Source organism: Pedobacter jeongneungensis (assembly GCF_000633455.1).
In the GTDB taxonomy this organism is placed as follows: Bacteria; Bacteroidota; Bacteroidia; order Sphingobacteriales; family Sphingobacteriaceae; genus Pedobacter; species Pedobacter jeongneungensis_A.
In genome coordinates this window covers 1-23433 of sequence record NZ_AYMG01000027.1, presented here as the reverse complement: position 1 = coordinate 23433, position 23433 = coordinate 1, and the positions used below count along the sequence as shown (strand labels likewise).

Below are 23433 nucleotides of genomic sequence, written 5' to 3'. Positions count from 1 at the left end.
GTTAATTGTAAATTGAAAACTGTAAACTCAAATGCTGGAATCCTCGTTGCGTTAACCGTAATGGCTTGCTGGTTTACTTCCCTTTTTTTATTGTTAAACTGGCATTTTAACTGGAGTAATCCTTTGGTTTATCTGATGATTCTCATTCAGATGCATTTATATACAGGTTTATTCATCACTGCGCACGATGCCATGCACGGTACAATCTCATCCAATAAAAAAGTCAATAATTTTATCGGTTATTTATCCGTTTTTCTCTATGCTGGTTTCTTCTTTAATCGTTTATATGCTAAACATCATCAGCACCACAGGCACGTACATACCGAAAAAGACCCTGATTTTGCACCACATCGTTTTTGGAAATGGTATTTCCGTTTTATGCTAAATTATGTTACCATCATCCAACTGGTTATTATGGCGGTGGCTTATAATGTGTTAAAAATCTGGGTAGATGAAAGAAATCTGTTGTTGTTTTGGGTACTTCCTTCACTATTAAGCACTTTTCAACTGTTTTATTTTGGCACTTACCTGCCACACAAAGGTGAACACGATAACGAGTACCATTCTGCTACTTTACAGAAAAATCATTTTTTAGCTTTTATTAGCTGTTATTTTTTTGGTTATCATTTGGAACATCATCAAAAGCCGGGCATGCCGTGGTGGCAGCTGTATAAAACGAAGGGCTAGTATTGGTCGTGGTGTCAGATGTTACCATCTGACACAAAATCAAATCTTTTCTGATTCCCAAATGAATTTTTACTCCACTTATTCTAATTGTCAGATGGTAAATCTGACACCACAGTAGAGCGAAACCACATTCATAAACCTGACTGTACGAAAATCCTTTTTGTGCCACCGCCGTTTAAAAATGCATTACCGCTAACAAAAAGATTGTAGGGAAGGCAGGACTGCAATAAATAGACTTACTGCATTTGCTTTTCTAATAATCTAGCAGCAAATACTATTTTTTTTGACCAAAAAATGTCGACCATCACATTTTTAGCATAGGTAAAAAACAATAAAAAGGCGATATTTGCGCCACGAAACATATTCTTGTATAAATGAGCAAAAAGGGAATTTTACTGGTAAACTTAGGAACACCTGATAGTCCGGCAACGGCAGACGTTAAAAAATACTTAGATCAATTTTTAATGGACGAAAGGGTAATCGATATTCCAAAGTTAAACAGAACGTTATTGGTAAAAGGAATTATTGTACCTTTCCGTAGCCCAAAAACTGCAAAACTATACAAAGAAATCTGGAACGAAAATGGTTCACCATTGTTGTTCTACAGCAGGTTACAGGCTAAAATGTTACAGGAAAGGCTGGGCGATGATTACCATGTAGAACTGGCTATGCGTTATCAAAGTCCTTCTATCGCATCGGCCCTTGCCAATTTAAAAGCAGGTTTGGTAGAAAGCATTCAGGTCATCCCGATGTTCCCCCAATATGCTTCGGCAAGTACCGGTTCGGTAATGCAATTGGTAATGGAATTGGTGAGCAAATGGCAAACTGTTCCGCCAATATCGTTTGTAAATTCATTTCATGATAACGAACTGATGATTAAGGTTTTTGCAGAAAATGCCAGAAAGCATGATGTGGCAAGCTACGATCACGTGTTGTTTAGTTTCCACGGTTTGCCAGAGCGTCAGTTATTAAAGTGCGATCATACAGGAAGCTATTGTTTAAAAAGTGCAGATTGCTGCCAGACCTTAAACGATACCAATAAATTCTGTTATTCTGCTCAAGGACATGATACCGCCAGGTTAATCGCCAAAGAATTAAACCTCTCAAGAGATCAATATACCGTTTGTTTTCAATCACGCTTAGGTAAAGAGCCATGGGTACAGCCTTACACAACTGACGTGTTGAAGAAGTTAGCTGCAGAAGGTAAAAAACGTTTGTTGGTATTTAGTCCAGCTTTTGTTGCCGATTGTTTAGAAACCCTTTACGAAATCACGGTAGAATACCATGAAGAGTTTAAAGCTTTAGGTGGTGAACATGTTCAGCTGGTAGAAAGTTTGAATGATAGTCCGGTATTTATTGAGGCACTTGCCGGAATGGTTAAATAGTTTTAGCTTTAGAGATGGCGAATTTTATCATTTTAATGGGGGTTTCTGGAAGTGGTAAAACGGTTATCGGAAGGGCTTTGGCGCCGAAACTCAATGCCGAATTTATAGATGGTGACAATCTGCATTCGCAACGGAATGTTGATAAAATGGCTGCCGGAATCCCATTAACAGATGCCGACCGATTGGATTGGCTTCAGTTGATTGCTAAAGTAGGTCGCGAGCATGCCGCACATGGCACAACCTGTATTATTGCCTGCTCAGCACTAAAAAAATCATATCGCGATCTGTTAAGAACTGATAATGAATCTATCCGCTTTATTTATTTAAAGGGAAGTTTCGATTTAATTCATGATCGGATTACCAAACGTTCGCACCAGTACATGCCATCCAGTTTGTTGAAAAGCCAGTTTGAAACATTGGAAGAACCAAATGCTGACGAGCCGGATGTGTTTACAGTTTCCATCGATCAAAGTATCCCCGAAATTGTTGAAGAAATTGCTAAGGCCGATCTGATTTCGTAATCATCGAAATAATCTGATCTGTTGCTCCTTTTTTATCCGCTACGTATTTTCTGGCCAGTTCTGCCGCATTTTTATTTTCAGCGAAACTATCAAAAGCATTGATTAATTCTGCTGTTGAGCTGATACTTTTTGCCGCACCAATCGTTATTAAATCTTTCGCTTCCTGAAATTTATCATATTTAGGCCCAAAAATTACGGGTAATCCAAATGCTGCGGCTTCTAAAGTATTATGAATACCTGTTCCAAAACCACCACCAATATAAGCCACATTTCCATATTGATAGAGGGAAGAGAGCATGCCGATGTTATCGATAATGAGCGTTTGGTGTTCCGCGTTTAGCGCTTGATTGGAAGCACTTAAAACTGAAAACCGTAAACTGTTAGTTGAAAACTGTTTCTCAATACTTTCGATATGGCTTTCATGGATCTCATGCGGAGCGATAATAAACTTCCAGTTGGGGTATTTTTCTGGCAGGTTCGATAATATTTTTTCATCTTCCGGCCAGGTACTTCCGCAAACTAAAGTAGGCGAACTGCCAATAAAGCTTTCGATAAGGGGAAGCTGTTTGGGCGATTGGGCATTTTCGTAAACACGATCGAAACGCGTATCGCCATTAATGGTCACATTATTTAAACCAATTGATTTTAAAAGGTTTTGGCTTTCTTCATTTTGCACAAAGAAATAGGTAACCGATTTTAAAATATTGCGGTAAAAACCACCATACCATTTAAAAAACGCCTGGCTTCCTCTAAAAATCCCAGAAATTACATATAAAGGAATTTCGAGTTCTTTTAGTTCCTTAAAATAAAAATGCCAAAATTCATATTTGGTAAAAATGGCCATTTCCGGATTAATGCTTGCGATAAAGCGCTTGGCATTGCCAGCAGTATCAATTGGGAGATAAAATACATCAGCCAGCGCATAATTTTTTCTGATTTCATATCCCGAAGGTGAAAAAAAGGTGACCACTATTTTCTTGGCAGGAAAAAGTGCTTTTAATTTTTCTAAAACCGGTCGGCCCTGTTCAAACTCGCCTAGCGATGCAAAATGAAACCATATATGTTTTTCCTCCGGGTTAATTTTCTGGGCAATTAATGTGTAGATATTCTTACGCCCATTTATAAACAGTTTAGCCTTAGGATTAAATAATGAAAATATCCTGATGAGTAAAGTGTAGGTCCAGATTCCGATGATGTAAAGTAATTTCATATCTTCGTGCCAAGATAAAACGAATATATTTAAAAAGCTTAAAAATATATGGATCCATCTGCATTTTGCTTAGTATTCAACCGGATAAATAGGCTTCAATGATCGCTCCATAGCAGCTAAAAATAAAATAAAACAGAATGAAGATAGCCGTTATTGGTACCGGATACGTAGGTTTAGTTACCGGAACCTGTTTAGCCGAAACAGGAAATGATGTAATATGTGTTGATATTAACGAAGCCAAAGTAAAGCAAATGCAGAATGGCGAAGTGCCGATTTACGAGCCTGGTTTAGACCTTTTATTCCACAGAAATATTGAGCAGGAGCGGTTAACTTTCACTACAAACCTTGCTGATGCCGTAAAAGAAGCACAGATTATTTTTATGGCTTTGCCAACCCCTCCGGGCGGTGATGGTGCGGCCGATCTTTCTTACATTTTAGGTGCTGCAAAAGATATTTCAAAAATCATTACCGAATATAAGGTTATCGTAAACAAATCAACTGTTCCGGTAGGTACTGCCGATAAGGTAAAAGCTGTTTTTGCCGAAAATACTTCGATTGAGGTTGATGTGGTTTCGAACCCTGAGTTTTTAAGAGAAGGTGTAGCGGTGGAGGATTTTATGAAACCCGACCGCGTGGTACTGGGTACCAAAAGCGAAAAGGCTAAAAAACTGATGACGGAGCTTTATGGTCCTTATGTACGTCAGGGAAACCCGATCCTTTTTATGGATGAACGTTCTTCCGAACTGACCAAATACGCTGCAAACTCTTTTCTTGCTACAAAAATTACCTTTATGAACGAAATCGCAAACCTTTGCGAGCTGGTAGGTGCTGATGTAGATGCGGTAAGGAAAGGCATTGGATCTGACGAACGTATCGGTAAACGTTTCCTTTTCCCGGGTGTAGGTTACGGTGGTTCATGTTTTCCGAAAGATGTTCAGGCTTTGGTAAAATCATCTGATGATTATGCCTACGATTTCCAGATTCTGAAATCGGTGATGGAGGTTAACGAAAGACAAAAAACAATTCTTGTAGATAAAGTGCTTAAATATTATAAAGGCGATATCAAAGGAAAACATTTTGCCCTTTGGGGCTTGGCTTTTAAGCCAGAAACCGATGATATCCGCGAAGCACCGGCCTTGTACATTATTGATGCACTGGTTAAAAACGGGGCTACAGTTACCGTATTCGATCCGGAAGCCATGGATAATGTTAAAAATGTAATCGGTAATCAGGTAAATTATGCCAAAAACCAATACGAAGCTTTAGAAGGTGCTGATGCCCTGTTGATTGCAACAGAATGGTCGGTTTTCCGTAACCCTGATTTTGAAAAAATAGATAACATCTTAAAAAATAAAGTGGTTTTCGATGGCCGTAATTTATACGATCTGCAAAAAATGATCGATCTTGGCTATTATTATAACAGTATCGGCAGAAAACTGATAGATTAACATGGGGAAGAAAAGAATATTGATTACAGGTGCTGCCGGATTTTTGGGCTCACACCTTTGCGATCGCTTTATAAAAGAAGGTTATCACGTTATCGGAATGGATAACCTGATTACTGGTGATATGGCAAATATCGAGCACCTGTTCAAATTGGAGAATTTTGAGTTTTACAACCATGATGTTTCCAAATTTGTGCACATTCCCGGAACACTTGATTATATCTTACATTTTGCCTCACCTGCAAGCCCGATTGATTACCTTAAAATCCCGATCCAGACCCTTAAAGTAGGCTCTTTGGGAACGCATAATCTTTTAGGTTTGGCCCGCAGTAAAAAAGCAAGGATGCTGATTGCTTCTACATCTGAAGTTTATGGCGATCCGAATGTAAACCCACAGCCTGAAGAATACTGGGGTAACGTAAACCCTGTTGGTCCGCGTGGAGTATACGATGAGGCCAAACGTTTCCAGGAAGCCATTACCATGGCTTACCATACATTCCATGGGGTAGAAACCAGGATTGTGAGAATCTTTAATACCTATGGGCCAAGAATGCGCCTGAATGATGGCCGTGTTTTACCTGCTTTTATCGGACAGGCGTTAAGAGGGGAAGATTTAACTATCTTTGGTGATGGAAGCCAGACCCGTTCTTTCTGTTACGTGGATGACCTGATCGAAGGGATTTACCGTTTGCTGATGAGCGACTATGCCCAGCCTGTGAACATCGGTAACCCGGACGAAATCACCATCAAACAGTTCTGCGAAGAAATTATCAAACTTACGGGCACCACACAGAAAATAGTGTACAGGGAGCTTCCACAGGATGATCCGAAACAGCGCAGGCCAGATATTACGAAGGCAAGAGAGATACTGGGCTGGGAACCAAAAATTGGACGTGCGGAAGGATTAAAAATTACATACGAATATTTTAAATCATTGCCTGCAGAGGCCTTGGAAAAAATAGAACATAAAGATTTTACCACATTTAACCGTTAAAATGGCAAAAATATTAGTTACTGGTGGAACAGGATACATAGGTTCGCACACAGCTGTAGAATTACATAACGCAGGATACGAAGTTGTAATTATCGATAACCTTTCTAACTCGAATATCAAAATTTTAACCCAGCTGCACGCCATCACCGGCAAATGGTTCGATTTTCATGAAATCGATCTTCAGGATGAAAAAGCGGTGCAGGAATTTGCAGAAAAGCATACAGATATTGATGGAATTATCCACTTCGCAGCTTCAAAAGCCGTAGGAGAATCGGTAGAACAACCGTTAAAATATTACAAAAATAACTTTTACGGATTAATTAACCTGCTGACCTCGTTTAACAGAAAAATTAATTTTGTATTTTCTTCATCATGTACCGTTTACGGTCAGCCAGAAACTTTGCCGGTAACCGAAGCTGCGCCAGTGCAGAAGGCCGAATCTCCTTATGGCAATACCAAACAGATTGCTGAAGAAATATTGTCAGAAACTGCTGCGGTAACTCCTGATTTAAATGTAATCGCTTTGCGTTATTTTAATCCGGTTGGTGCCCACGAAACAGCTTTGATCGGCGAATTGCCAAACGGTGTGCCTGCAAACCTGGTTCCTTTTATTACCCAGTCGGCCATTGGTAAACGCGGTCCGATTACGGTTTATGGTGATGATTATAATACCCCTGATGGTTCAGCCATCCGCGATTATATCCATGTGGTAGATCTTGCAAAAGCACACGTTGCCGCCATTAAAAAATTAGAAAACGGAAACCCTAACGGCAATTACGATGTTTTTAATATTGGTACTGGTAAAGGTTCTTCAGTTTTAGAGATTATTGCCGCTTTTGAGAAAGTAAATGGCGAAAAACTCGATTATAAAATCGGTCCGAGAAGGGCAGGGGATATTGTTCAGATTTATGGCGATGTACAAAAATCGAATAATGAACTAGGCTGGAAAGCTAACCTCGATATCAATGAAATGATGCGCTCGGCATGGGAGTGGGAAAAATACATTAAGGCTAACCCTTTTTAGATGAAATTATCGGAGCACAAAGATTTAAAAACCGCCATTACCGAGCTGCCTGTTAAAGAAAAAGACAAGCTGTTATTGCGTTTGGTGGCCAAAGATAAAGTGCTTACCGAACACCTTCATTATAAATTATTAGAGGATGAAACCGATCTGGAAGACCGGAAAGAAAGGATTAAAGCCGATGTTGACGAACAGATTCCGGAACTTAAAAAACTAAATGCCAAAGAGGCATTGGTAAAAGTAAGGAAGATGATTACTTCGGTGAACCACTTTTATAAAGTAACCAAAGATCCTGTTGGGGAAGTAGAGCTTAAATTGTTTATCCTCAATGCCATCCCTTTTGACTATAAAAAATCAATTTTTGGTTACCGCGATTTTATGATGCTTTTTAGTGTATATTACATCAAAACGGTTGCGGTAACCATCAATAAATTCAAAAAACTGCACGAAGACCTGCAGTTCGATTTAAGTGAAGATCTGACTCATTTACTCGATAAAATCTATTCCTCTAAATTAGCTGGCGCAGCCGAAGCCAGTAATTTGCCAAAAGAGATTAGCTAAATTATGACCTATTATTATGTTCGGATTATTTAAAAAGAAAAAAATAGCACCCGAATTTAATTTCTCCGGTATTAAGACTGATATGCACTCGCACATCATTCCGGGGATTGATGATGGGGCACAAAACCTTAAAGACGCATTGCTGCTGGCCAAAAAGTTTAAAGCTTTAGGTTATCAGAAACTGATTGCAACACCGCACATCATGGCCGATTATTTCCGTAATACGCCAGACACTATTAACCGTGGATTGGATATTTTAAGAAAAGGCCTGGAAGAAAATGAAATCGCTTTAGAAGTTAATGCCGCTGCTGAATATTACCTGGATGAAACTTTAGAGAAAAAAATCAGGCAGAAAGAGGTGCTCACCTTTGGCGAAAATTACATGTTGTTCGAACTTTCTTATATCAATCTGCCTCAAAACCTGATCGATTTTATCAAAACCATACAGGATGCTGGCTATAAACCTGTTTTGGCGCATCCCGAAAGGTACCCATACTATTACAGTTCTTTTGAAAGTTATCATCAAATCAGAGAAACAGGCTGTTTGTTACAATTAAATTCGATTGCTTTAACAGGTTATTATGGTTCTGGAGCAAAAAAAGTAGCAGAAGAAATGGTAAATAATAACATGGTTGATTTTTTGGGTAGCGATATGCACCACTTAAAACATGCTGCCGCACTCGAAGACAGTCTCAGCACACCTCTAATGCAGCAGTTGCTTACGCAGCATCAGCTTAATAATGCATTGCTTTAGATTGGGTTAACTGTTTAAATTGGTTAATCGGTTAATTGTATAGAGCTTTCTGCAGTTAAGCAGTTTAAACAATTAACCGATTAACCTTCTGTTATTCGTACCTCAACGCCTCCACAGGATCCAGTTTCGAAGCTTTTTTAGCAGGGTAATAGCCAGAAAGAATTCCTACCAGTACGCAGAGCACAAAACCACCTATAATAAATAACCAGGGAATTAAGAATGAACCGCCCATGGCAAGGGAAATCAGGTTGCCTAAAACGATCCCCAGGAAAATACCAAACACACCGCCGATTAAACAGATCACTACCGCTTCAATTAAAAACTGGCGACGAATTACCTTTGGGTTAGCGCCAATAGCCTTACGGATCCCGATTTCGCGTGTACGTTCCGTTACCGATACCAGCATGATATTCATTAATCCGATGGAAGCACCAATTAATGTAATGATCCCGATTGCAACACCACCAATGGCAACAAATGCCAGGTTTTCGAATAAAGTTTGGGCAATCGCATCACTTTTGGTGATTTCGAAGTTATTGGTTTCATTTACTTTTACCTTACGGATATTCCTGAATAATGCAGTAGACTCGCCGATAATATTTTCCTGCATTTCATTGCTCGGAACCATTACCGTTATGGTATAAGATGGATTGGCATTGGCATTAATCTGTTTTGCTTTGATTAGCGGGACATAAACGGCCCTATCACCGCTAAAGCCCATACTTGATCCCTTTTTCTCCAGTATGCCAACAATTTTGAAACGGTTATTACCTACATTGATCAGTTTATCCAATGGATCCGAATCTTTGAATAGTTTTTCAACTACTTCACCCCCTACAATACATACATTGCTTCCCAATTGTATTTCAGAAACACTAAAATTTCTTCCCTGCGAGAGATTTAAGCCCTGCGAGGCTAAACCATTTTCATCAATCCCCTGAACGTTGATATTGGGATTGGTTTTTAAACTTCCGTATTTTACAGTAGAACCACCGCTGGCAAAAACACTCACCGCAACAGTGGCCGGTGTATTGAGGCTATCTTTAAATTTAACAGCATCTTCATAGCGGATCGCTTTAAAAGGTTTTGGCCTTTTACCATTCCCAATCCTGATTCCTGTACCTCGGTTTCTGATCGTAAATGAGTTAGCACCCATGCTACTAAAAGCATCCGTCATACTTTTCTTTACAGCATCCAGCGTGGTTAAAATCCCAACCAAGGCCATTAAACCAATGGCAATAATCAAGGCAGTAAGCATGGTACGCAAGCGGTTACCTTTAATAGATTCTAATGCCAGTCTGATGTTTTCTCTGTAATTCATTTATTGTAAGTACCAAGTCAAGTATTGAGTATCAAGTATGAAGATGGGATTAACCTTACACCCTACACCTTTTGCCTTAAACCTTTATGTGTAAAAATAAAAAAAGTCCCGATGTTTAGACAAGGGGACCGCACTATATGTTACAATAATATTTTATTTATGCCGAGAAACTCGTACCACAGCCACAGGTGCTGGTTGCATTAGGGTTAACAAAGGTAAAACCACGTGAGTTTAAACCATCTTGCCAATCAATCATCATGCCCATTAAGTACATTTGGTGTGCTTTGTTCATGAAAACTTTAATGCCATCAATAAAATATTCCTGATCGCCTTCTTTTCTTTGATCGAAACCCAAAATGTAATTCATACCAGCGCAACCACCGCCCTCTACGCCAACACGTAATCCGTAATCCTCACCGATCTCCTGCTGATCTTTTAATTTATATAACTCTTTAGCTGCTCCTTCCGAAAAAGTAACCGGTGCAAATGCTGTATCAACTGTTGTGCTCATGTTATTTAAATTTTATCTGTTACAAATATAAATAATAATGCACATTTTTGCTTTTAACGGTTCATTAATATTACCGTATATAAACAATACTTATGAATACCCAACAGATTTTAGTCGATGTAGTGATCTTATTTGCAGGCATTTTCGCAGCATTAATGGCCGTTTATTATATTTTAAAGAGCGATATTCAGCGGTTTTTTAACCTCAAAAATATTGAATTAAATAAAGAAAGCCGGGCGCATATTTTACCGCTAAGATTACAGGCGCACGAACGTTTAATCATTTTTATCGATCGCATTAACCCTGCAAACTTACTTGTGCGTCTGCACCAACAAGGAATTGCCATTGCAACTTTACAGGCAGGCATATTAAATGAGGTACGTTCGGAGTATCAGCATAACATTACCCAGCAGTTATATGTTGATAGCGTAACCTGGAATGTGGTTCGTAAATTAAAAGACGATACCATTGCAATGATCAATAACGCCGTTCAGGGTTTGCCAGCGGATGCAAATGGAATTGAACTGAGTAAAGCAATTTTGCAGCACATGGCCAGCATAGATGAAAATCCTTATGATTTAACGATTGAGTTAATTAAGAAGGATATACATAGACTGTTTTAAGAAGGGTTAACTGGTTAATTATTTAAATCGGTTAATTGCCTCAACAAATTGCCAGCCATTATGCTCAGTTAACCGATTAACCAGTTCAACAGTTAACCAACTTAGCTATTAACTATGAACCAATAAAGGACTAATGGCTAATGATCCACTGAACTAATAACCTAACCAAATGAGCGATAAAAAACATACCACCACTTCAGGCATTGAAATAAAGCCCTTGTATACCGAGGCCAAACCGATGGATGAGCGTCCGGGCGAATTTCCCTTTACCAGGGGAATCCAAAAGGATATGTACCGTGGACGTTTGTGGACCATGAGGCAGTATGCCGGTTTTTCTACCGCTGAAGAATCGAACAAACGTTATCATTATCTATTGGCGCAGGGAACAACAGGTTTATCGGTGGCGTTTGATCTTCCTACTCAAATTGGGTATGATTCTGATCATGAAATGGCTGATGGTGAAGTAGGTAAGGTTGGGGTAGCTATCGACTCGCTGAAAGATATAGAAATCCTGTTTGATGGCATTCAGTTAAAAGATATTACCACCTCGATGACCATCAATGCAACAGCTTCAATTTTATTGGCTATGTACATTGCACTGGCAAAAAAGCAGGGAGCAGATCTAAAACAGATTTCGGGCACCATTCAGAATGATATATTAAAAGAGTACGCCGCCAGGGGGACTTATATTTATCCACCAAAACAATCCATGAGGCTGATTACCGATATTTTTGAGTTTTGTAGTAAAGAAGTGCCCAAATGGAATACCATTTCTATCTCTGGTTATCATATCCGTGAGGCTGGATCGACAGCAGTACAGGAACTTGCTTTTACATTAGCTAACGGTAAAACGTACTTAAAAGCTGCATTGGATAAAGGTTTAGATATTAATGTTTTTGCAAAACGCTTATCATTTTTCTTTAATTGCCACAATAATTTCTTTGAAGAAATCGCGAAATTTAGGGCAGCAAGGAGGATGTGGGCAAAAATCACCAAAGATTTGGGTGCTACAGATGAAAAAGCCCAGATGTTAAGGTTTCATACGCAGACTGGAGGTTCTACGCTAACTGCACAACAGCCTTTAAATAACGTAATCAGGGTGAGTAATCAGGCCATGGCGGCGGTTTTGGGCGGTACGCAATCGCTCCATACCAATGGCTATGATGAGGCACTTTCGTTGCCAACAGAGTCGGCAGCAAAAATCGCTTTACGTACCCAGCAGATTATTGCCTTTGAGAGTGGGGTTACCGATACTGTAGATCCATTGGCGGGATCTTTCTTTGTGGAGAGTTTAACTGATGAGGTTGAGGCTGCTGCATGGGCTTACATCGACAGGATAGATGTAATGGGTGGTTCGGTGAATGCTATTGAAAGCGATTACATGCAAAATGAAATAGCAAGCGCGTCTTATCAGTATCAAAAAGAAATTGAAAGTGGAGAACGGATCTCAGTTGGGGTAAATAAATTTACACAGCAAGAGGAAGGATTGACGGAAGTTTTCAATATAGATGATTCGATCCGTAAACTGCAATCGGAAAAGCTTGATCATCTAAAGTCAACCCGTGATCATGTTGCGGTGGAAAAAGCGCTCGCTAAATTAAATGAGGCAGCTGGTAGCAAAACCAACGTAATGCCCTTGATTATAGATGCCGTTGAAAAATATGCCACACTTGGCGAAATAGCAGATGTATTTAGGAATGCTTTTGGTGTGTATTAATGGCTTTGGTTTAGGATTAAAATAACGATAATCTTCCTGCTGGGATGTGTTTAACTATTTAACAAGTCTCTTAGCTGAAAATTTTAGATAACAGGGTATATGCTGTCGTAAAATTCATACAAATACACAACATCTTGTGTGTGTTTGTGTGGTAAATCAGTAGTAAGATTAAAAAGATGTGCAATTATTTTAATTATGGGTTTGATTTTCAGTTGATTCGGGATTAAAAGGTGCTAAAATACTTAGGTAGAGGCTAAAATGGCTCAGAATTTGCTTTTTAAAAGCGATTTGAAATTAAAAGGAAAGAATCGTGTTAAATAATTGTAATGTGGATAACCAGTGTTAATAAATAGTTATCAACATAAAAAATTGAGGTTAAGTGGGCTACCATATTCCTTATCAGTGCGTTACGATTTATTTGAAATTTTTGTTTAAAATGTTGATAATTTTGTCAATATTCGTAGTCCCTAAACGGACCATCCCTTTAATTCGAATAGGCACTGTAAACCAATAAATTATAGAAATCGCAATGGAAAAAACTTGTACAGAAGTGTGGAAGAACTGTCTTCAAATTATTAAGGATAATATTCCGAACCAAAGTTTCAAAACCTGGTTCGAGCCGATAACGGCCCTTAAATTGGAAGGCAAGGTTTTAACCATACAGGTGCCAAGTTTGTTCTTTTACGAATGGCTTGAAGAACATTATGTAGGCTTGCTACGCAAGACTGTAAAAAAGCAACTTGGAGAGGATGGCAGGTTGGAATATAATATCGTTGTAGATAAATCATCGAACAGCGGTAATCCTTATACTACCAATATGCCCTCAAATGGAAATGGAGCGGAGGCAAAGGTACAATCGATGCCGATTCCGGTTTCCATTAATAAGGATATTAAAAACCCTTTTATTATCCCCGGATTAAAAAAATTAAATGTTGATCCACAATTAAACTCTAACTATACTTTCGAAAATTATATTGAGGGAGATTGCAACCGCCTGGCGCGTTCTGCAGGTTACGCTGTAGCTGCTAAACCAGGAGGTACGTCTTTTAACCCTTTAATGATTTACGGTGGAGTAGGTTTGGGTAAAACCCACCTGGCGCAGGCAATCGGTAATGAGATTAAACGCAGCATGCCAGATAAATTGGTGATCTACGTAAGTTGTGAGAAATTCTGTCAGCAGTTTGTAGACTCATTAAAAAACAACACCATTAACGATTTCGTTAACTTTTACCAGGCAATGGATGTAATTATCATGGATGATGTACACAACTTTGCAGGTAAAGAAAAAACACAGGATATTTTCTTCCACATTTTTAACCACTTACACCAATCGGGCAAACAGGTAATCTTAACATCTGATAAAGCACCGAAAGATTTAGCTGGTTTGGAAGAGCGTTTGTTAAGCCGTTTCAAATGGGGGCTTTCTGCAGATTTGCAGATTCCTGATCTTGAAACGCGTATTGCCATCTTAAGAAAGAAAATGTATGCCGATGGTATTGAATTACCAGGCGAGGTTGTAGAATATGTTGCGCACAACATTGATAACAACGTACGTGAGCTTGAAGGTGCTATGGTATCGCTCCTGGCGCAGGCTACTTTAAATAAAAAAGAAATTGATTTAGCCTTAGCTAAACAGATGTTGAAAAACTTCATCAAAAATACTTCTAAAGAAATTTCGATGGAATATATCCAGAAATTGGTTTGTGAATATTTTGAGGTTCCTGTTGATATGGTTAAATCGCAAACACGTAAACGTGAAATTGTTCAGGCACGTCAGATTTCGATGTACCTTTCAAAAAGTCATACCAAATCATCACTGAAAACAATCGGGGCTTTCTTCGGTGGTCGCGATCACAGTACCGTAATTTATGCTTGCCAAACCGTAGAAGATTTAATCGATACCGACAAGAAGTTTAAAGCTTACGTACACGATATCCAAAAGAAATTAAAAATGAGCTAAACTAAGGTTTAGGGACAGAAAGGTAAAAGGGTTTAAATTAAAATCTTTCGTTCAGGTTCAAAAAGTTTATGCAATAATAAAGGCCTGATATTTTATCAGGCCTTTATTATTTATGATGTTTTCTAACTATTAAAGCTTTCTATTTCTGCTAAACCATATAACAAAGCAGCAACATGTAGTGCCTGTGCTATTTTATTATCCTTAATAAACTGTTTTACCTCATCCACAGTATATTCTTCAACATTTAAAATTTCATGTTCATCTAAATGCTGTTCATGAGTTTTAACACCACCTGTTAAAAAATAGGTGAAAGTTCTGTTGTTTGATGTTGCAGGGTTAGGGTAGAGCTCTGCTATAAATTTGCAGGTTTCAAAACTATAACCCGTTTCTTCTAAAAGTTCGCGTTTAACTGCAAATTCTGGCGTTTCATCCCCATCCATTACACCACCCGGAACTTCGAGTGAAACAATATCTGCCGCATGACGGTACTGACGGACCATAATTATTTTTCCTTCGGCCGTTAGCGCAATGGCATTTACCCAGTTTGGATACTCCAGTACGTAATAATCATCTTTAACAACACCATCCGGAAGTTTAACTTCATCTACCCTCAAGGTAGCCCACTTTTCTCTTACTAAATATTTAGAGGCAAGTTTCTGCCACTTTTCTATGATCATTTATTTATTTTTATTTACTGCAAACTAAAAAACTGCCAACCGCTAACTGATATACTGTTGTATCGTTTTCTGACGGTGCAGGTTTACCAAATGTACAATCTTATGCTGATCTGACAAGTATTGATAAACCAAATTAAGTTTCGGTGCAATCAGCAGATTTCTTTCGGCGCTGATCCCCAATTCATAATATAAAAATTCACTTAAAGAATCGAGTTTCTCCGGCGGAAGCTTATCTTCATGCAGCCAGTTTTCAAAAATTGTGAGGTCGTCGTTCTCCAGAATTTCTTTGGGCAGATGAAATCCGCTCTCCATCGTTTCATCAAAAAGCTGACTGGCCTCAGCCAATTTACCTTCTAGTTTGAGTCCCATAATGCGCGCCAAAACCTGGGCAAGTTTCTGTATTTCTGCTGTGATTAAATCTCTTCTGTACATTTTTGTTACAATGTTAAAATTGTTACAAAGTTGGAATGTTTTGTAACGTTAAAAAACAAAAAGGCTCCAACTTATGGACTATGGACTAACCTACCAGCTTCCGCTTGCGCCGCCACCGCCGCCACTTCCTCCGCCAAATCCGCCAAAACCACCACCACCTCCTGATGAGCCACCGCCCCAGCCACTGCCACGGTCTCCGCCACCACCTCCAAAAAGTAGCGCCCAGAATAAGGCGTTAGAGGCTCCGCGACCACCAATAATCTGGCTGCCGCCACCGCCTTTTAATGTAATGATGATGATGACGATTACAATCAGGATAATAATTGCAACGCTGCCATAAACACCTTTTGAAGAGACTTTTGGCTTATCATTTTTATATTCACCACGGGTATATTTGATTATTGATGTGGTCGCCTCATCCAGGCCGGCATAATAATTACCAGCTTTAAAATTTGGTTTAATGTCGTCATCAATAATACGTTTGGCATAAATGTCTGGTAGTGCACCTTCCAGGCCATAACCTGTTTGAATGGAAATTTTTCTATCGCCAACAGCAACAACAATCATAATACCGTTGTTTTTGCCACTTTGCCCAACTCCCCATTTTCTGAGCAGCCCTACTGCATATTCATTAATATCATAACCGCCAACTGATTTTAAGATAGCAATAGCAATCTGAGTTGAAGAAGAGTCGCTAAAAGCTACAAGTTTATTTTCTAATGCCTGTTTTTGATCGGCAGACAATACGTTTGAATAATCGTTAACCAATGTGCCAGGTTTTTCTGGAAAATCCTGCGCAAATGCAAAACTGAAAAAAAGGCTAAAGAGCGATAAAAGGAATATTTTCTTCATCACTTATTTATTTTCTTGATTATCCATAAAAACGATATCATTTGGCAATTCATTAATGTCGCCCTTTTGTGGAGGGAAGAACAAAGCCAGTTTTTCTCCTGCTAATGCAACACCAGCAATAATGCCGTCGGCTAAATTTCCTTTCGCAAAATGGGCAGTCATGGCAATTTTAGTGGTTTCCCAGAAGTTTTCAGGTACCACCTGGTGAATACCAACATCGCCAATGATGGCAAATTTATGGTCTGCGTGCGCAAGGTAAATCAGTACGCCATTTCTTCTGGCTGTTTTATCCATATCCAGCTTGCTGAAATATTCGATGGCTTTCTCGTATGGATCGCCTTCACAAAGCTTATCAATAGCAATCCTGATCTCACCCGAAGTTGATTTTTCGGCTTCGGATATCGCATTTGCTATTTTTTCTTGTTCAATATCTGAAAATAATGGCATGTGTTTATTTTATAAGAAGTAAAAAGGGTAATAAACGTTTAATTAATAAACATTCATTACCCTTAAATGTTATCGTTAGAATATTAAAACTCTACTTTAGGAGCATTTTTTGCAGCAGCATCAGCCTCAAAATATCCTTTAGGTTTAAAACCGAACATTCCTGCTGTTAAATTTGTAGGGAATGACCTGATTTTACCATTATATTCCTGCACTGCATCATTAAAATCTTTACGGGCAACCGTAATTCTGTTTTCGGTACTTTCTAACTGTGCCGATAAATCACTGAACTGTTGTGTAGCCCTTAATTCAGGATAATTTTCGGTAATGGATAATAATTTACCCAGTGCCTGACTTAGTTCTCCCTGTGCAGCCTGGAATTTTTTGATGTTTTCTGGCGATAAATCATCTGTATTAACCGTCATTTGGGTTGCTTTTGCACGTGCTTCAGTTACTGCAGTTAATGTACCCTGTTCAAATTTAGCAGCACCTTTTACGGTTGCTACCAGGTTCGGAATTAAATCTGCTCTTCTCTGATATTGGGTTTGTACCGTTCCCCATTTCGATTTAACGTTCTCATCAAGTTTAACCATGCTGTTATAACCGCACGAACTTAAAGTGCTCACTGCAATTACTGCAGCTAAAATTCCAAATATTAATCTTTTCATTTTTATGGTTTTTGTCTTTCTAATCAAACTAAATTATAGTTCAATTTACGAATTAGATATCAAATTGCATGCCTTTGTTACAGTTTCGGTATTTATCTGACAGGTTGACAAGCAACACCAGGGTTTAATAAGGTAAAATTGGTGCATTTTGATTCGATAATTGAATAATAAATTTGTGTATACCTGTCGAGTTCTTTTGTTTTAGAGCGCAGGACCTTTCGCTTTTTTTTATGTTTGTCCCGCTCTCCGCTTTATCCCGATAGAAAACCTGTGAAACAAGCAAGCACACCAAAATATAACATAAACCGGCGCTTAAATCGGGATGCCCGCTCCGATCGGGGCTAAAAACTTTGGCCTGTGGCACAGAAAACCAGTATAGTAACGGAAAAATGGTCTAATTAACCCCAATCGAACGGTTCCCAGAGTGGGACTTTAGTCTGCTTATAATTTTTAGTCATATTCTGAAATCATCAAATATGCTATCAGATGCTTATCTTTGTACCGTTCGGGATAAAAACCTGACTTGATATGCAAAAAGACATCGAAATTACTTTGCTCCCTGATCAGGTTGAGCAGATTGAAGTTATTAAACAGAAACTTGCCGAAGGGTTAAAACTATCTGAAACGAGGATAAAAGGCTACGAAATTCTTAAAAGATCGATAGATGCCCGTTCCAGAAAGGTGATTTTCCGTTTACAGGTAAAGGTTTTTGTGGATGAAGAAGCCATTCCTGAAGTCTACACCATAAACTATCCTAATGTTAGTGATGCCAAACCGGTAATTATTATCGGTGCTGGTCCGGCAGGTTTGTTTGCCGCTTTGCAATGCATCGAAAATGGACTAAAACCCATTATTATCGAACGGGGCAAAGATGTTAAACAGCGGCGAAGAGATCTGGCTGCCATAAATAAACAAGGTTTGGTCAATACTGAATCTAATTATTGTTATGGCGAAGGTGGTGCCGGAACCTATTCTGATGGAAAATTATATACCCGCTCTAACAAACGTGGCGATATCAATAAGGTGCTTCAGGTTTTTGTAAATCATGGTGCAGAACCTGATATCGCGATTGATGCCCGTCCACACATTGGTACAAATAAACTTCCCCATATTATCACCTCTATAAAAGATACGATTTTAAATGCCGGTGGTGAGGTAATGTTTGATAGCAAGATGACCGATATCTTAATTGAATTTGGAAAGGTAAAGGGAATAGAGATTAATTTTGAAGAGAAGCTCTTTGCTGATGATATTATCTTGGCAACAGGTCACTCGGCAAGAGATGTGTACGAATTGCTGAACAGTAAAAATATCCTGATCGAAGCAAAACCTTTTGCTTTGGGTGTCCGCATAGAGCATCCGCAGGAAATTATCGATTCGGCGCAGTACCATTGCGATATCCGTTCGGAATTTTTGCCACCAGCCTATTACAGTTTGGTTGAACAGGTTGGGGCAAGAGGGGTATTTTCTTTCTGCATGTGCCCGGGTGGAATTATTGCACCTTGTTCTACCGGAGAAAATGAAATTGTAGTAAACGGCTGGTCGCCATCCAAGCGGAACAATCCTTACGCTAACTCCGGCACTGTGGTTCAGGTTACTTTAAACGATGTACAGGGATACGATCCGCTGAGGATGTTGAATTTTCAATCACAAATAGAAAAAGCGGCTTTTGAAGCCGGCGGAGGAAACCTTGTTGCTCCTGCACAGCGGATGGTTGATTTTGTAAACAATAAATTATCGCTCGATCTGCCAAAGAATTCCTATTTGCCTGGCACCAAAAGTTCGATGCTCGATAATATCCTGCCTGAATTTGTTTCCAGTAGTTTGCGAGCAGCATTGCCTTTATTTGGTAAAAAAATCAGACGGTATTATACTAACGAAGCCATTTTAGTGGGGGTTGAGAGCAGAACTTCTTCTCCGGTTAGGATTCCGAGAGACAAAGAAACCTATCAGCATCCTCAGGTAAAAGGTTTATACCCTTGTGCTGAAGGTGCAGGTTATGCAGGCGGAATTGTATCTGCAGCGATAGATGGAATCAATTGTGCAAATGCAATATTGAACGCATCATAACAAACTTTATATTGTGCCAATTGTTATTTTGGTATGTTTAATATCACGAACGAAATAAAAAAAGCCTTTAACGGTGATGCCTGGCATGGGAACCATGTTATGCAAACATTAAATAATGTGAATCCGGAAAAAGCATTTAGCCATTTTGTACCGGGTGCGCATTCCATAGCCGAAATAGCCCTGCATTTAACCGCCTGGACAGAAGAAGTTACTTCAAGATTGACCGGTAAGCCAGCTGCTGAACCTGCAATGGGCGATTGGCCCGAACCTGAAGCAAGGACACCGCAGGCCTGGGAGCGCATTATCTTTAATTTTAAGATCGCAAATGAAGAACTGATTCGCCTTTGCGAAAGCCTGAAAGACAGCCAATGGAATGATGAAGTGAAGAGTGAACGAAACCCTGCTTTAGGTACTGGCGTAACAAATGTAGAGCTTGTGAGTGGTTTAGCGCAACACCATGCCTATCATTCCGGTCAGATCGCTTTATTATCAAAATTTTAATCTGTGTAATCTTCCAATCTGAGTAATCATATTATGAAAAAGACATTAATTATAGGCGCATCGCCAGATCCATCGAGATATGCTTACAAAGCGGCCAATATGCTTAAGCGTTTCAACCACGAAATTGTTAACGTGGGGATAAAAAAAGGGGAAGTAGCAGGTGTTGAAATTGAAAAACCTGGCGAAATATACAATGATATCGATACCATAACCTTGTATATAGGTCCCGCCTTGCAGCCGCAATATCATGATTATATTTTGGCTACAAAACCCAAACGGGTAATTTTTAATCCCGGAACAGAAAATTACGAACTCGAAAAGTTATTGGATCAACATGATATTGAACCTGTTGAAGCTTGTACTTTGGTATTGTTAAGTACCGGGCAATATTAAAACCGGTACACGACGCCCCAGTTTACGTAATCGGCCTGAGCAAAGTGCATGTATGTTTTCGCCTGTAAGCCTAAGTGAGGAGTAATATTGAAGGTAGGGCCAAACGTCCAGTACCAGTTTGCTTTCTCCATTAATCTGTTGTAATGAATATATTTTCCAATCTGTGCCGCTACAGTTATCCGCCATAAATTAATGTCAGCACCAACGCTAATTCCCGTGCGCCACCGATCGTAAGAAGTGCCATAATTTTGAAAAGTATCGTTAGCATTATTCGGATCGTAAGTGGTATAATAATAAACGGCATCGGCACCCGCCTTAAGCGACATTACATCATTCAGGTAAAAATTGTAACCAGCATATAATCCACTTTTGTACAAACTTTTATTTCTATTCGCAAATACGCCTCTTGCACCTAAACCAGCGCTGAGTTCGATAGAATTTCGCTGTAAAGTAGTATAAGTGCTTTTCCGCTCCGCTGTTAATGTTTTCTGATTGTTCAATTTCAGTCCGATATAAACATTGCCGGTATTTAGGCCTCCATTAGGCACTGTTGCCCCACCGTTTGATACATGCAGAAAACCAAAACCTAATAACAGATCTGCATATTGACTCATTGGCAGCTCCATTCCTAAATCAGCTTTAATGGTTTCATTAATCGGGCTTCCCAAAAATCTGTTTTTGGTATTGTTATAGTAATACTTATTCGTATAGCCTAAACCAACCCCTGGGGTAAAATTAAATTTCGCCTTTCCAATTTTAAACAATTGGAAATCCATCTGGGCCACCAAACCATATACCTGCCCAAAGGCATGTTCTGAAGTATCTTTTGTTCCCTTTAATTTGCTTAGGTCCCTAAAAATAAACCCGACACCGTAAGATTTGGCCCCGCTAAACCCGATCCATTTGTCACTGTTCCTGCTAATATCCTTAAAGTAGGCCGCGTCGAAACCCGTAATCTGATCCTGGAACAAATGTCCCTGGTCACTATTTACATGCGTACCGAAAACAGGCTTAAAAATAATCGAATGATTTTCTGGTGCAATTTGTGCCTGGGCAAAGGTAATGCAGGTAATCAGGATGATTAGGGATAGGGATAATTTTTTCATTAGTTTTTACTGAAACGGTAAGCAAGACTATAAAAGGCATAGCGGTAGCCGGTGGCACTGTTTTTAACTTCGTTCGATGTAAAGGTAGCCGTATAATTAGCTGTCCACCTTGCAATGGCAAACGTTAAACCCACTTGCGTGGTAAAAACAAAAGGTTTTGGTTTAAAGGTAATTGGTCCTTTATCGCTCAAAAATAAGCCACCCTGCAAACTAGAATCAAAGGCAACTGCATGTAACTGCGGATTAACTGAAAGATAGAGTTCATATTTTCGCGCTGCTTTACCCTTATTGTTATTGCTCACCAAACTGTTAAATGCAGAAGAGCCATCCATGTCATTAAATCTGCCTAAGCGGAACATCGCGCCAAGGTTAGCTTTAGTAATTACGTTACCAACAGCTGCCGAAGTAGTTCCTGTAATGTCGAATATTTTATTGTTAGTGGTTACTAAAAGTTTATTGTATTCTGCGCTTAGGTTTAATGTTGGCTCGCTGTTTAAGCCATATTCCCAACCTTCAATCTGGTTTTGGCCAACCAATTTGTGAAATGCCTTCTGAAATTTTTCGCCCAGCGCATCTTTTCCCGTAACCCCAACCTGTGCCGAAACCTTTAGCATTTGTTTATTTTCGTAAAACCGGCTGTAATTTGCTTCTCCGTATAAGTATGCAGTAAAAGGTCTATCCTGTAAAGCCGGATTTGGTACAAAACTATAATATGGGTTGTATATTTTTTGACCAAGTTCAAAGCCGATAATCTCTTTGCTTCTTCCAGGTTTCAGGTTTTCACCATTTAAAGCATGCCTGAATTTAATAAACGCACCATTAGTATAATAACGGTCGCTGGTAATATCTATATAAGCATCGTTTTCAGTGATAACAACAAGCTCATTTTTATAATTTTGGGCATAACCAATTTCCGCTATTCCAATAAATAACAGTGTAACGTATAACTTGAGCATCAATTTCATTAATAAGGCATTTTAAAGCTATAAAAGTATTAATTATTGTTCGGAATTTCGACAGCTGTGAGTTAGGCTTTGTTTATATATTATAAGCATGTCTGTATTTTTCAGCAAAGCAGTTATTGTGCTACTATCTAAGTTTGTTCCCGCTTTTCATTACAAGTCCTCGCTTCGCTGTGGGCTTTCCATTCCAATCGGGTTTAGGTGGGCAGGTATTTCGGGGATTTTAAAGCGTATTATCTCAAAACCTATCCCGTTTTCGAAACCTGATAGATTTGATAAACCAGCGTTAAACACCTGTTCTTCCAAAAAGTTTTAAGTACAGCGAAACTTTTTCCTGCTGTAAACCATGCGTTTACGTTAAAGCAAATAACATTCCTTAAATATCCTTTGGAAGCAATGATATTTTTCCTACTTTTGCATCCCGCTTCGGAGGAAGGGTTTTGTTGAAAAGATGGCTTAGTGATAAAGAGGGCAGGATTTATTTTAAAATAAATATTGCTAAAGAGAAAAAGATTGCTACCTTTGCAGCCCGGTTCGGAAGGACGGAAAGCCAGTTAAATCTGGCATATTGAAATAGAGGAAAGAAGAAAAAGAGAGTGAAAAAATAAAATTTATTTT

The 23433-nt window shown here is 39.1% G+C and carries 24 protein-coding genes; 14 read left to right on the top strand and 10 right to left on the bottom strand.

Annotated features, from left to right (window positions below; genetic code table 11):
- Positions 1 to 12: 12 nt before the first annotated feature.
- From U859_RS0122545 to U859_RS0122530, 3 genes are all read left to right on the top strand, one after another.
- A complete protein-coding gene (locus U859_RS0122545; RefSeq protein ID WP_025145543.1) occupies positions 13 to 687 on the top strand; it encodes a fatty acid desaturase in 675 nt (224 codons plus the stop codon).
- A gap of 374 nt (positions 688 to 1061) precedes the next feature.
- Positions 1062 to 2072 carry a ferrochelatase gene (hemH, locus tag U859_RS0122535; protein WP_025145542.1) on the top strand — a complete coding sequence of 337 codons (1011 nt, stop codon included), beginning with the start codon at positions 1062 to 1064 and terminating at the stop codon, positions 2070 to 2072.
- Positions 2073 to 2086: 14 nt separating this feature from the next.
- On the top strand, positions 2087 to 2593 hold the full coding sequence (locus U859_RS0122530) for a gluconokinase (RefSeq protein ID WP_025145541.1): 507 nt from the start codon (positions 2087 to 2089) through the stop codon (positions 2591 to 2593).
- Here U859_RS0122530 and U859_RS0122525 read toward each other — a convergent pair.
- Positions 2571 to 3803, bottom strand: a complete 1233-nt coding sequence (locus U859_RS0122525; protein ID WP_025145540.1) for a 3-deoxy-D-manno-octulosonic acid transferase — start codon at positions 3801 to 3803, stop codon at positions 2571 to 2573. The two genes, U859_RS0122530 and U859_RS0122525, sit on opposite strands and share 23 nt — an antisense overlap.
- A gap of 137 nt (positions 3804 to 3940) precedes the next feature.
- On the opposite strand from U859_RS0122525, the gene U859_RS0122520 reads away from it, so the two are divergent.
- Genes U859_RS0122520 through U859_RS0122500 form a run of 5 tightly spaced genes read left to right on the top strand, consistent with a single transcriptional unit; the run spans position 3941 to position 8578 of the window.
- Entirely contained in the window at positions 3941 to 5251 is a 1311-nt protein-coding gene (locus tag U859_RS0122520; protein ID WP_025145539.1) for a UDP-glucose dehydrogenase family protein, read from the top strand.
- Position 5252: 1 nt separating this feature from the next.
- A complete protein-coding gene (locus U859_RS0122515) occupies positions 5253 to 6242 on the top strand; it encodes a UDP-glucuronic acid decarboxylase family protein (protein ID WP_025145538.1) in 990 nt (329 codons plus the stop codon).
- A gap of 1 nt (position 6243) precedes the next feature.
- Positions 6244 to 7266, top strand: a complete 1023-nt coding sequence (gene galE / locus U859_RS0122510) for a UDP-glucose 4-epimerase GalE (RefSeq protein WP_025145537.1) — start codon at positions 6244 to 6246, stop codon at positions 7264 to 7266.
- Positions 7267 to 7824 (top strand): hypothetical protein, encoded by a 558-nt coding sequence (locus tag U859_RS0122505; protein WP_025145536.1) that lies wholly within the window; start codon positions 7267 to 7269, stop codon positions 7822 to 7824.
- A gap of 16 nt (positions 7825 to 7840) precedes the next feature.
- Positions 7841 to 8578: a tyrosine-protein phosphatase gene (locus U859_RS0122500; protein ID WP_025145535.1), complete on the top strand. Its 738-nt coding sequence runs from the start codon at positions 7841 to 7843 to the stop codon at positions 8576 to 8578.
- Between the two features lie 91 nt (positions 8579 to 8669).
- Here U859_RS0122500 and U859_RS0122495 read toward each other — a convergent pair whose 3' ends face one another.
- Together U859_RS0122495 and U859_RS0122490 are read right to left on the bottom strand one after the other, a co-directional pair.
- Positions 8670 to 9899, bottom strand: a complete 1230-nt coding sequence (locus U859_RS0122495; protein ID WP_025145534.1) for an ABC transporter permease — start codon at positions 9897 to 9899, stop codon at positions 8670 to 8672.
- 157 nt (positions 9900 to 10056) lie between these two features.
- Entirely contained in the window at positions 10057 to 10410 is a 354-nt protein-coding gene (locus U859_RS0122490) for a HesB/IscA family protein (protein WP_025145533.1), read from the bottom strand.
- Positions 10411 to 10502: 92 nt separating this feature from the next.
- Between U859_RS0122490 and U859_RS0122485 the strand changes: the two genes are divergently transcribed.
- The 3 genes from U859_RS0122485 (at position 10503) to dnaA (ending at position 14710) form a co-directional block, all read left to right on the top strand.
- Entirely contained in the window at positions 10503 to 11033 is a 531-nt protein-coding gene (locus tag U859_RS0122485; protein ID WP_025145532.1) for a hypothetical protein, read from the top strand.
- Positions 11034 to 11202: 169 nt separating this feature from the next.
- The gene (locus U859_RS0122480) at positions 11203 to 12750 is read left to right on the top strand and encodes a methylmalonyl-CoA mutase (protein ID WP_025145531.1); all 1548 of its coding nucleotides are present in this window, start codon (positions 11203 to 11205) and stop codon (positions 12748 to 12750) included.
- Positions 12751 to 13279: 529 nt separating this feature from the next.
- Positions 13280 to 14710: a chromosomal replication initiator protein DnaA gene (gene dnaA, locus U859_RS0122475; protein ID WP_025145530.1), complete on the top strand. Its 1431-nt coding sequence runs from the start codon at positions 13280 to 13282 to the stop codon at positions 14708 to 14710.
- Between the two features lie 122 nt (positions 14711 to 14832).
- Here the strand turns inward: dnaA and U859_RS0122470 are convergent, their stop codons facing one another.
- The 5 genes from U859_RS0122470 to U859_RS0122450 all read right to left on the bottom strand — a co-directional run bounded on the left by U859_RS0122470 (position 14833) and on the right by U859_RS0122450 (position 17783).
- Positions 14833 to 15387 carry an NUDIX hydrolase gene (locus tag U859_RS0122470; protein ID WP_025145529.1) on the bottom strand — a complete coding sequence of 185 codons (555 nt, stop codon included), beginning with the start codon at positions 15385 to 15387 and terminating at the stop codon, positions 14833 to 14835.
- Between the two features lie 42 nt (positions 15388 to 15429).
- Positions 15430 to 15819: a hypothetical protein gene (locus tag U859_RS0122465; RefSeq protein ID WP_025145528.1), complete on the bottom strand. Its 390-nt coding sequence runs from the start codon at positions 15817 to 15819 to the stop codon at positions 15430 to 15432.
- Between the two features lie 90 nt (positions 15820 to 15909).
- Positions 15910 to 16671 carry a TPM domain-containing protein gene (locus U859_RS0122460; protein ID WP_025145527.1) on the bottom strand — a complete coding sequence of 254 codons (762 nt, stop codon included), beginning with the start codon at positions 16669 to 16671 and terminating at the stop codon, positions 15910 to 15912.
- Positions 16672 to 16674: 3 nt separating this feature from the next.
- Positions 16675 to 17118: a TPM domain-containing protein gene (locus U859_RS0122455; RefSeq protein WP_025145526.1), complete on the bottom strand. Its 444-nt coding sequence runs from the start codon at positions 17116 to 17118 to the stop codon at positions 16675 to 16677.
- Positions 17119 to 17201: 83 nt separating this feature from the next.
- Entirely contained in the window at positions 17202 to 17783 is a 582-nt protein-coding gene (locus U859_RS0122450; protein ID WP_025145525.1) for a LemA family protein, read from the bottom strand.
- Between the two features lie 528 nt (positions 17784 to 18311).
- Between U859_RS0122450 and U859_RS0122445 the strand changes: the two genes are divergently transcribed.
- From U859_RS0122445 to U859_RS0122435, 3 genes are read left to right on the top strand one after another with little or no spacing between them, the layout of a single operon-like run.
- Positions 18312 to 19853 carry an NAD(P)/FAD-dependent oxidoreductase gene (locus U859_RS0122445; protein WP_025145524.1) on the top strand — a complete coding sequence of 514 codons (1542 nt, stop codon included), beginning with the start codon at positions 18312 to 18314 and terminating at the stop codon, positions 19851 to 19853.
- A 33-nt stretch (positions 19854 to 19886) separates the two neighbouring features.
- Positions 19887 to 20354 carry a DinB family protein gene (locus tag U859_RS0122440; RefSeq protein ID WP_025145523.1) on the top strand — a complete coding sequence of 156 codons (468 nt, stop codon included), beginning with the start codon at positions 19887 to 19889 and terminating at the stop codon, positions 20352 to 20354.
- 33 nt (positions 20355 to 20387) lie between these two features.
- Positions 20388 to 20747 carry a CoA-binding protein gene (locus tag U859_RS0122435; protein ID WP_025145522.1) on the top strand — a complete coding sequence of 120 codons (360 nt, stop codon included), beginning with the start codon at positions 20388 to 20390 and terminating at the stop codon, positions 20745 to 20747.
- Here the strand turns inward: U859_RS0122435 and U859_RS0122430 are convergent.
- Together U859_RS0122430 and U859_RS0122425 are read right to left on the bottom strand one after the other, a co-directional pair.
- Positions 20744 to 21853: an acyloxyacyl hydrolase gene (locus U859_RS0122430; RefSeq protein ID WP_025145521.1), complete on the bottom strand. Its 1110-nt coding sequence runs from the start codon at positions 21851 to 21853 to the stop codon at positions 20744 to 20746. The two genes, U859_RS0122435 and U859_RS0122430, sit on opposite strands and share 4 nt — an antisense overlap.
- A complete protein-coding gene (locus tag U859_RS0122425; RefSeq protein ID WP_162800018.1) occupies positions 21853 to 22809 on the bottom strand; it encodes a lipid A deacylase LpxR family protein in 957 nt (318 codons plus the stop codon). The genes U859_RS0122430 and U859_RS0122425 overlap by 1 nt, the downstream gene beginning before the upstream one ends.
- Positions 22810 to 23433: the final 624 nt, after the last annotated feature.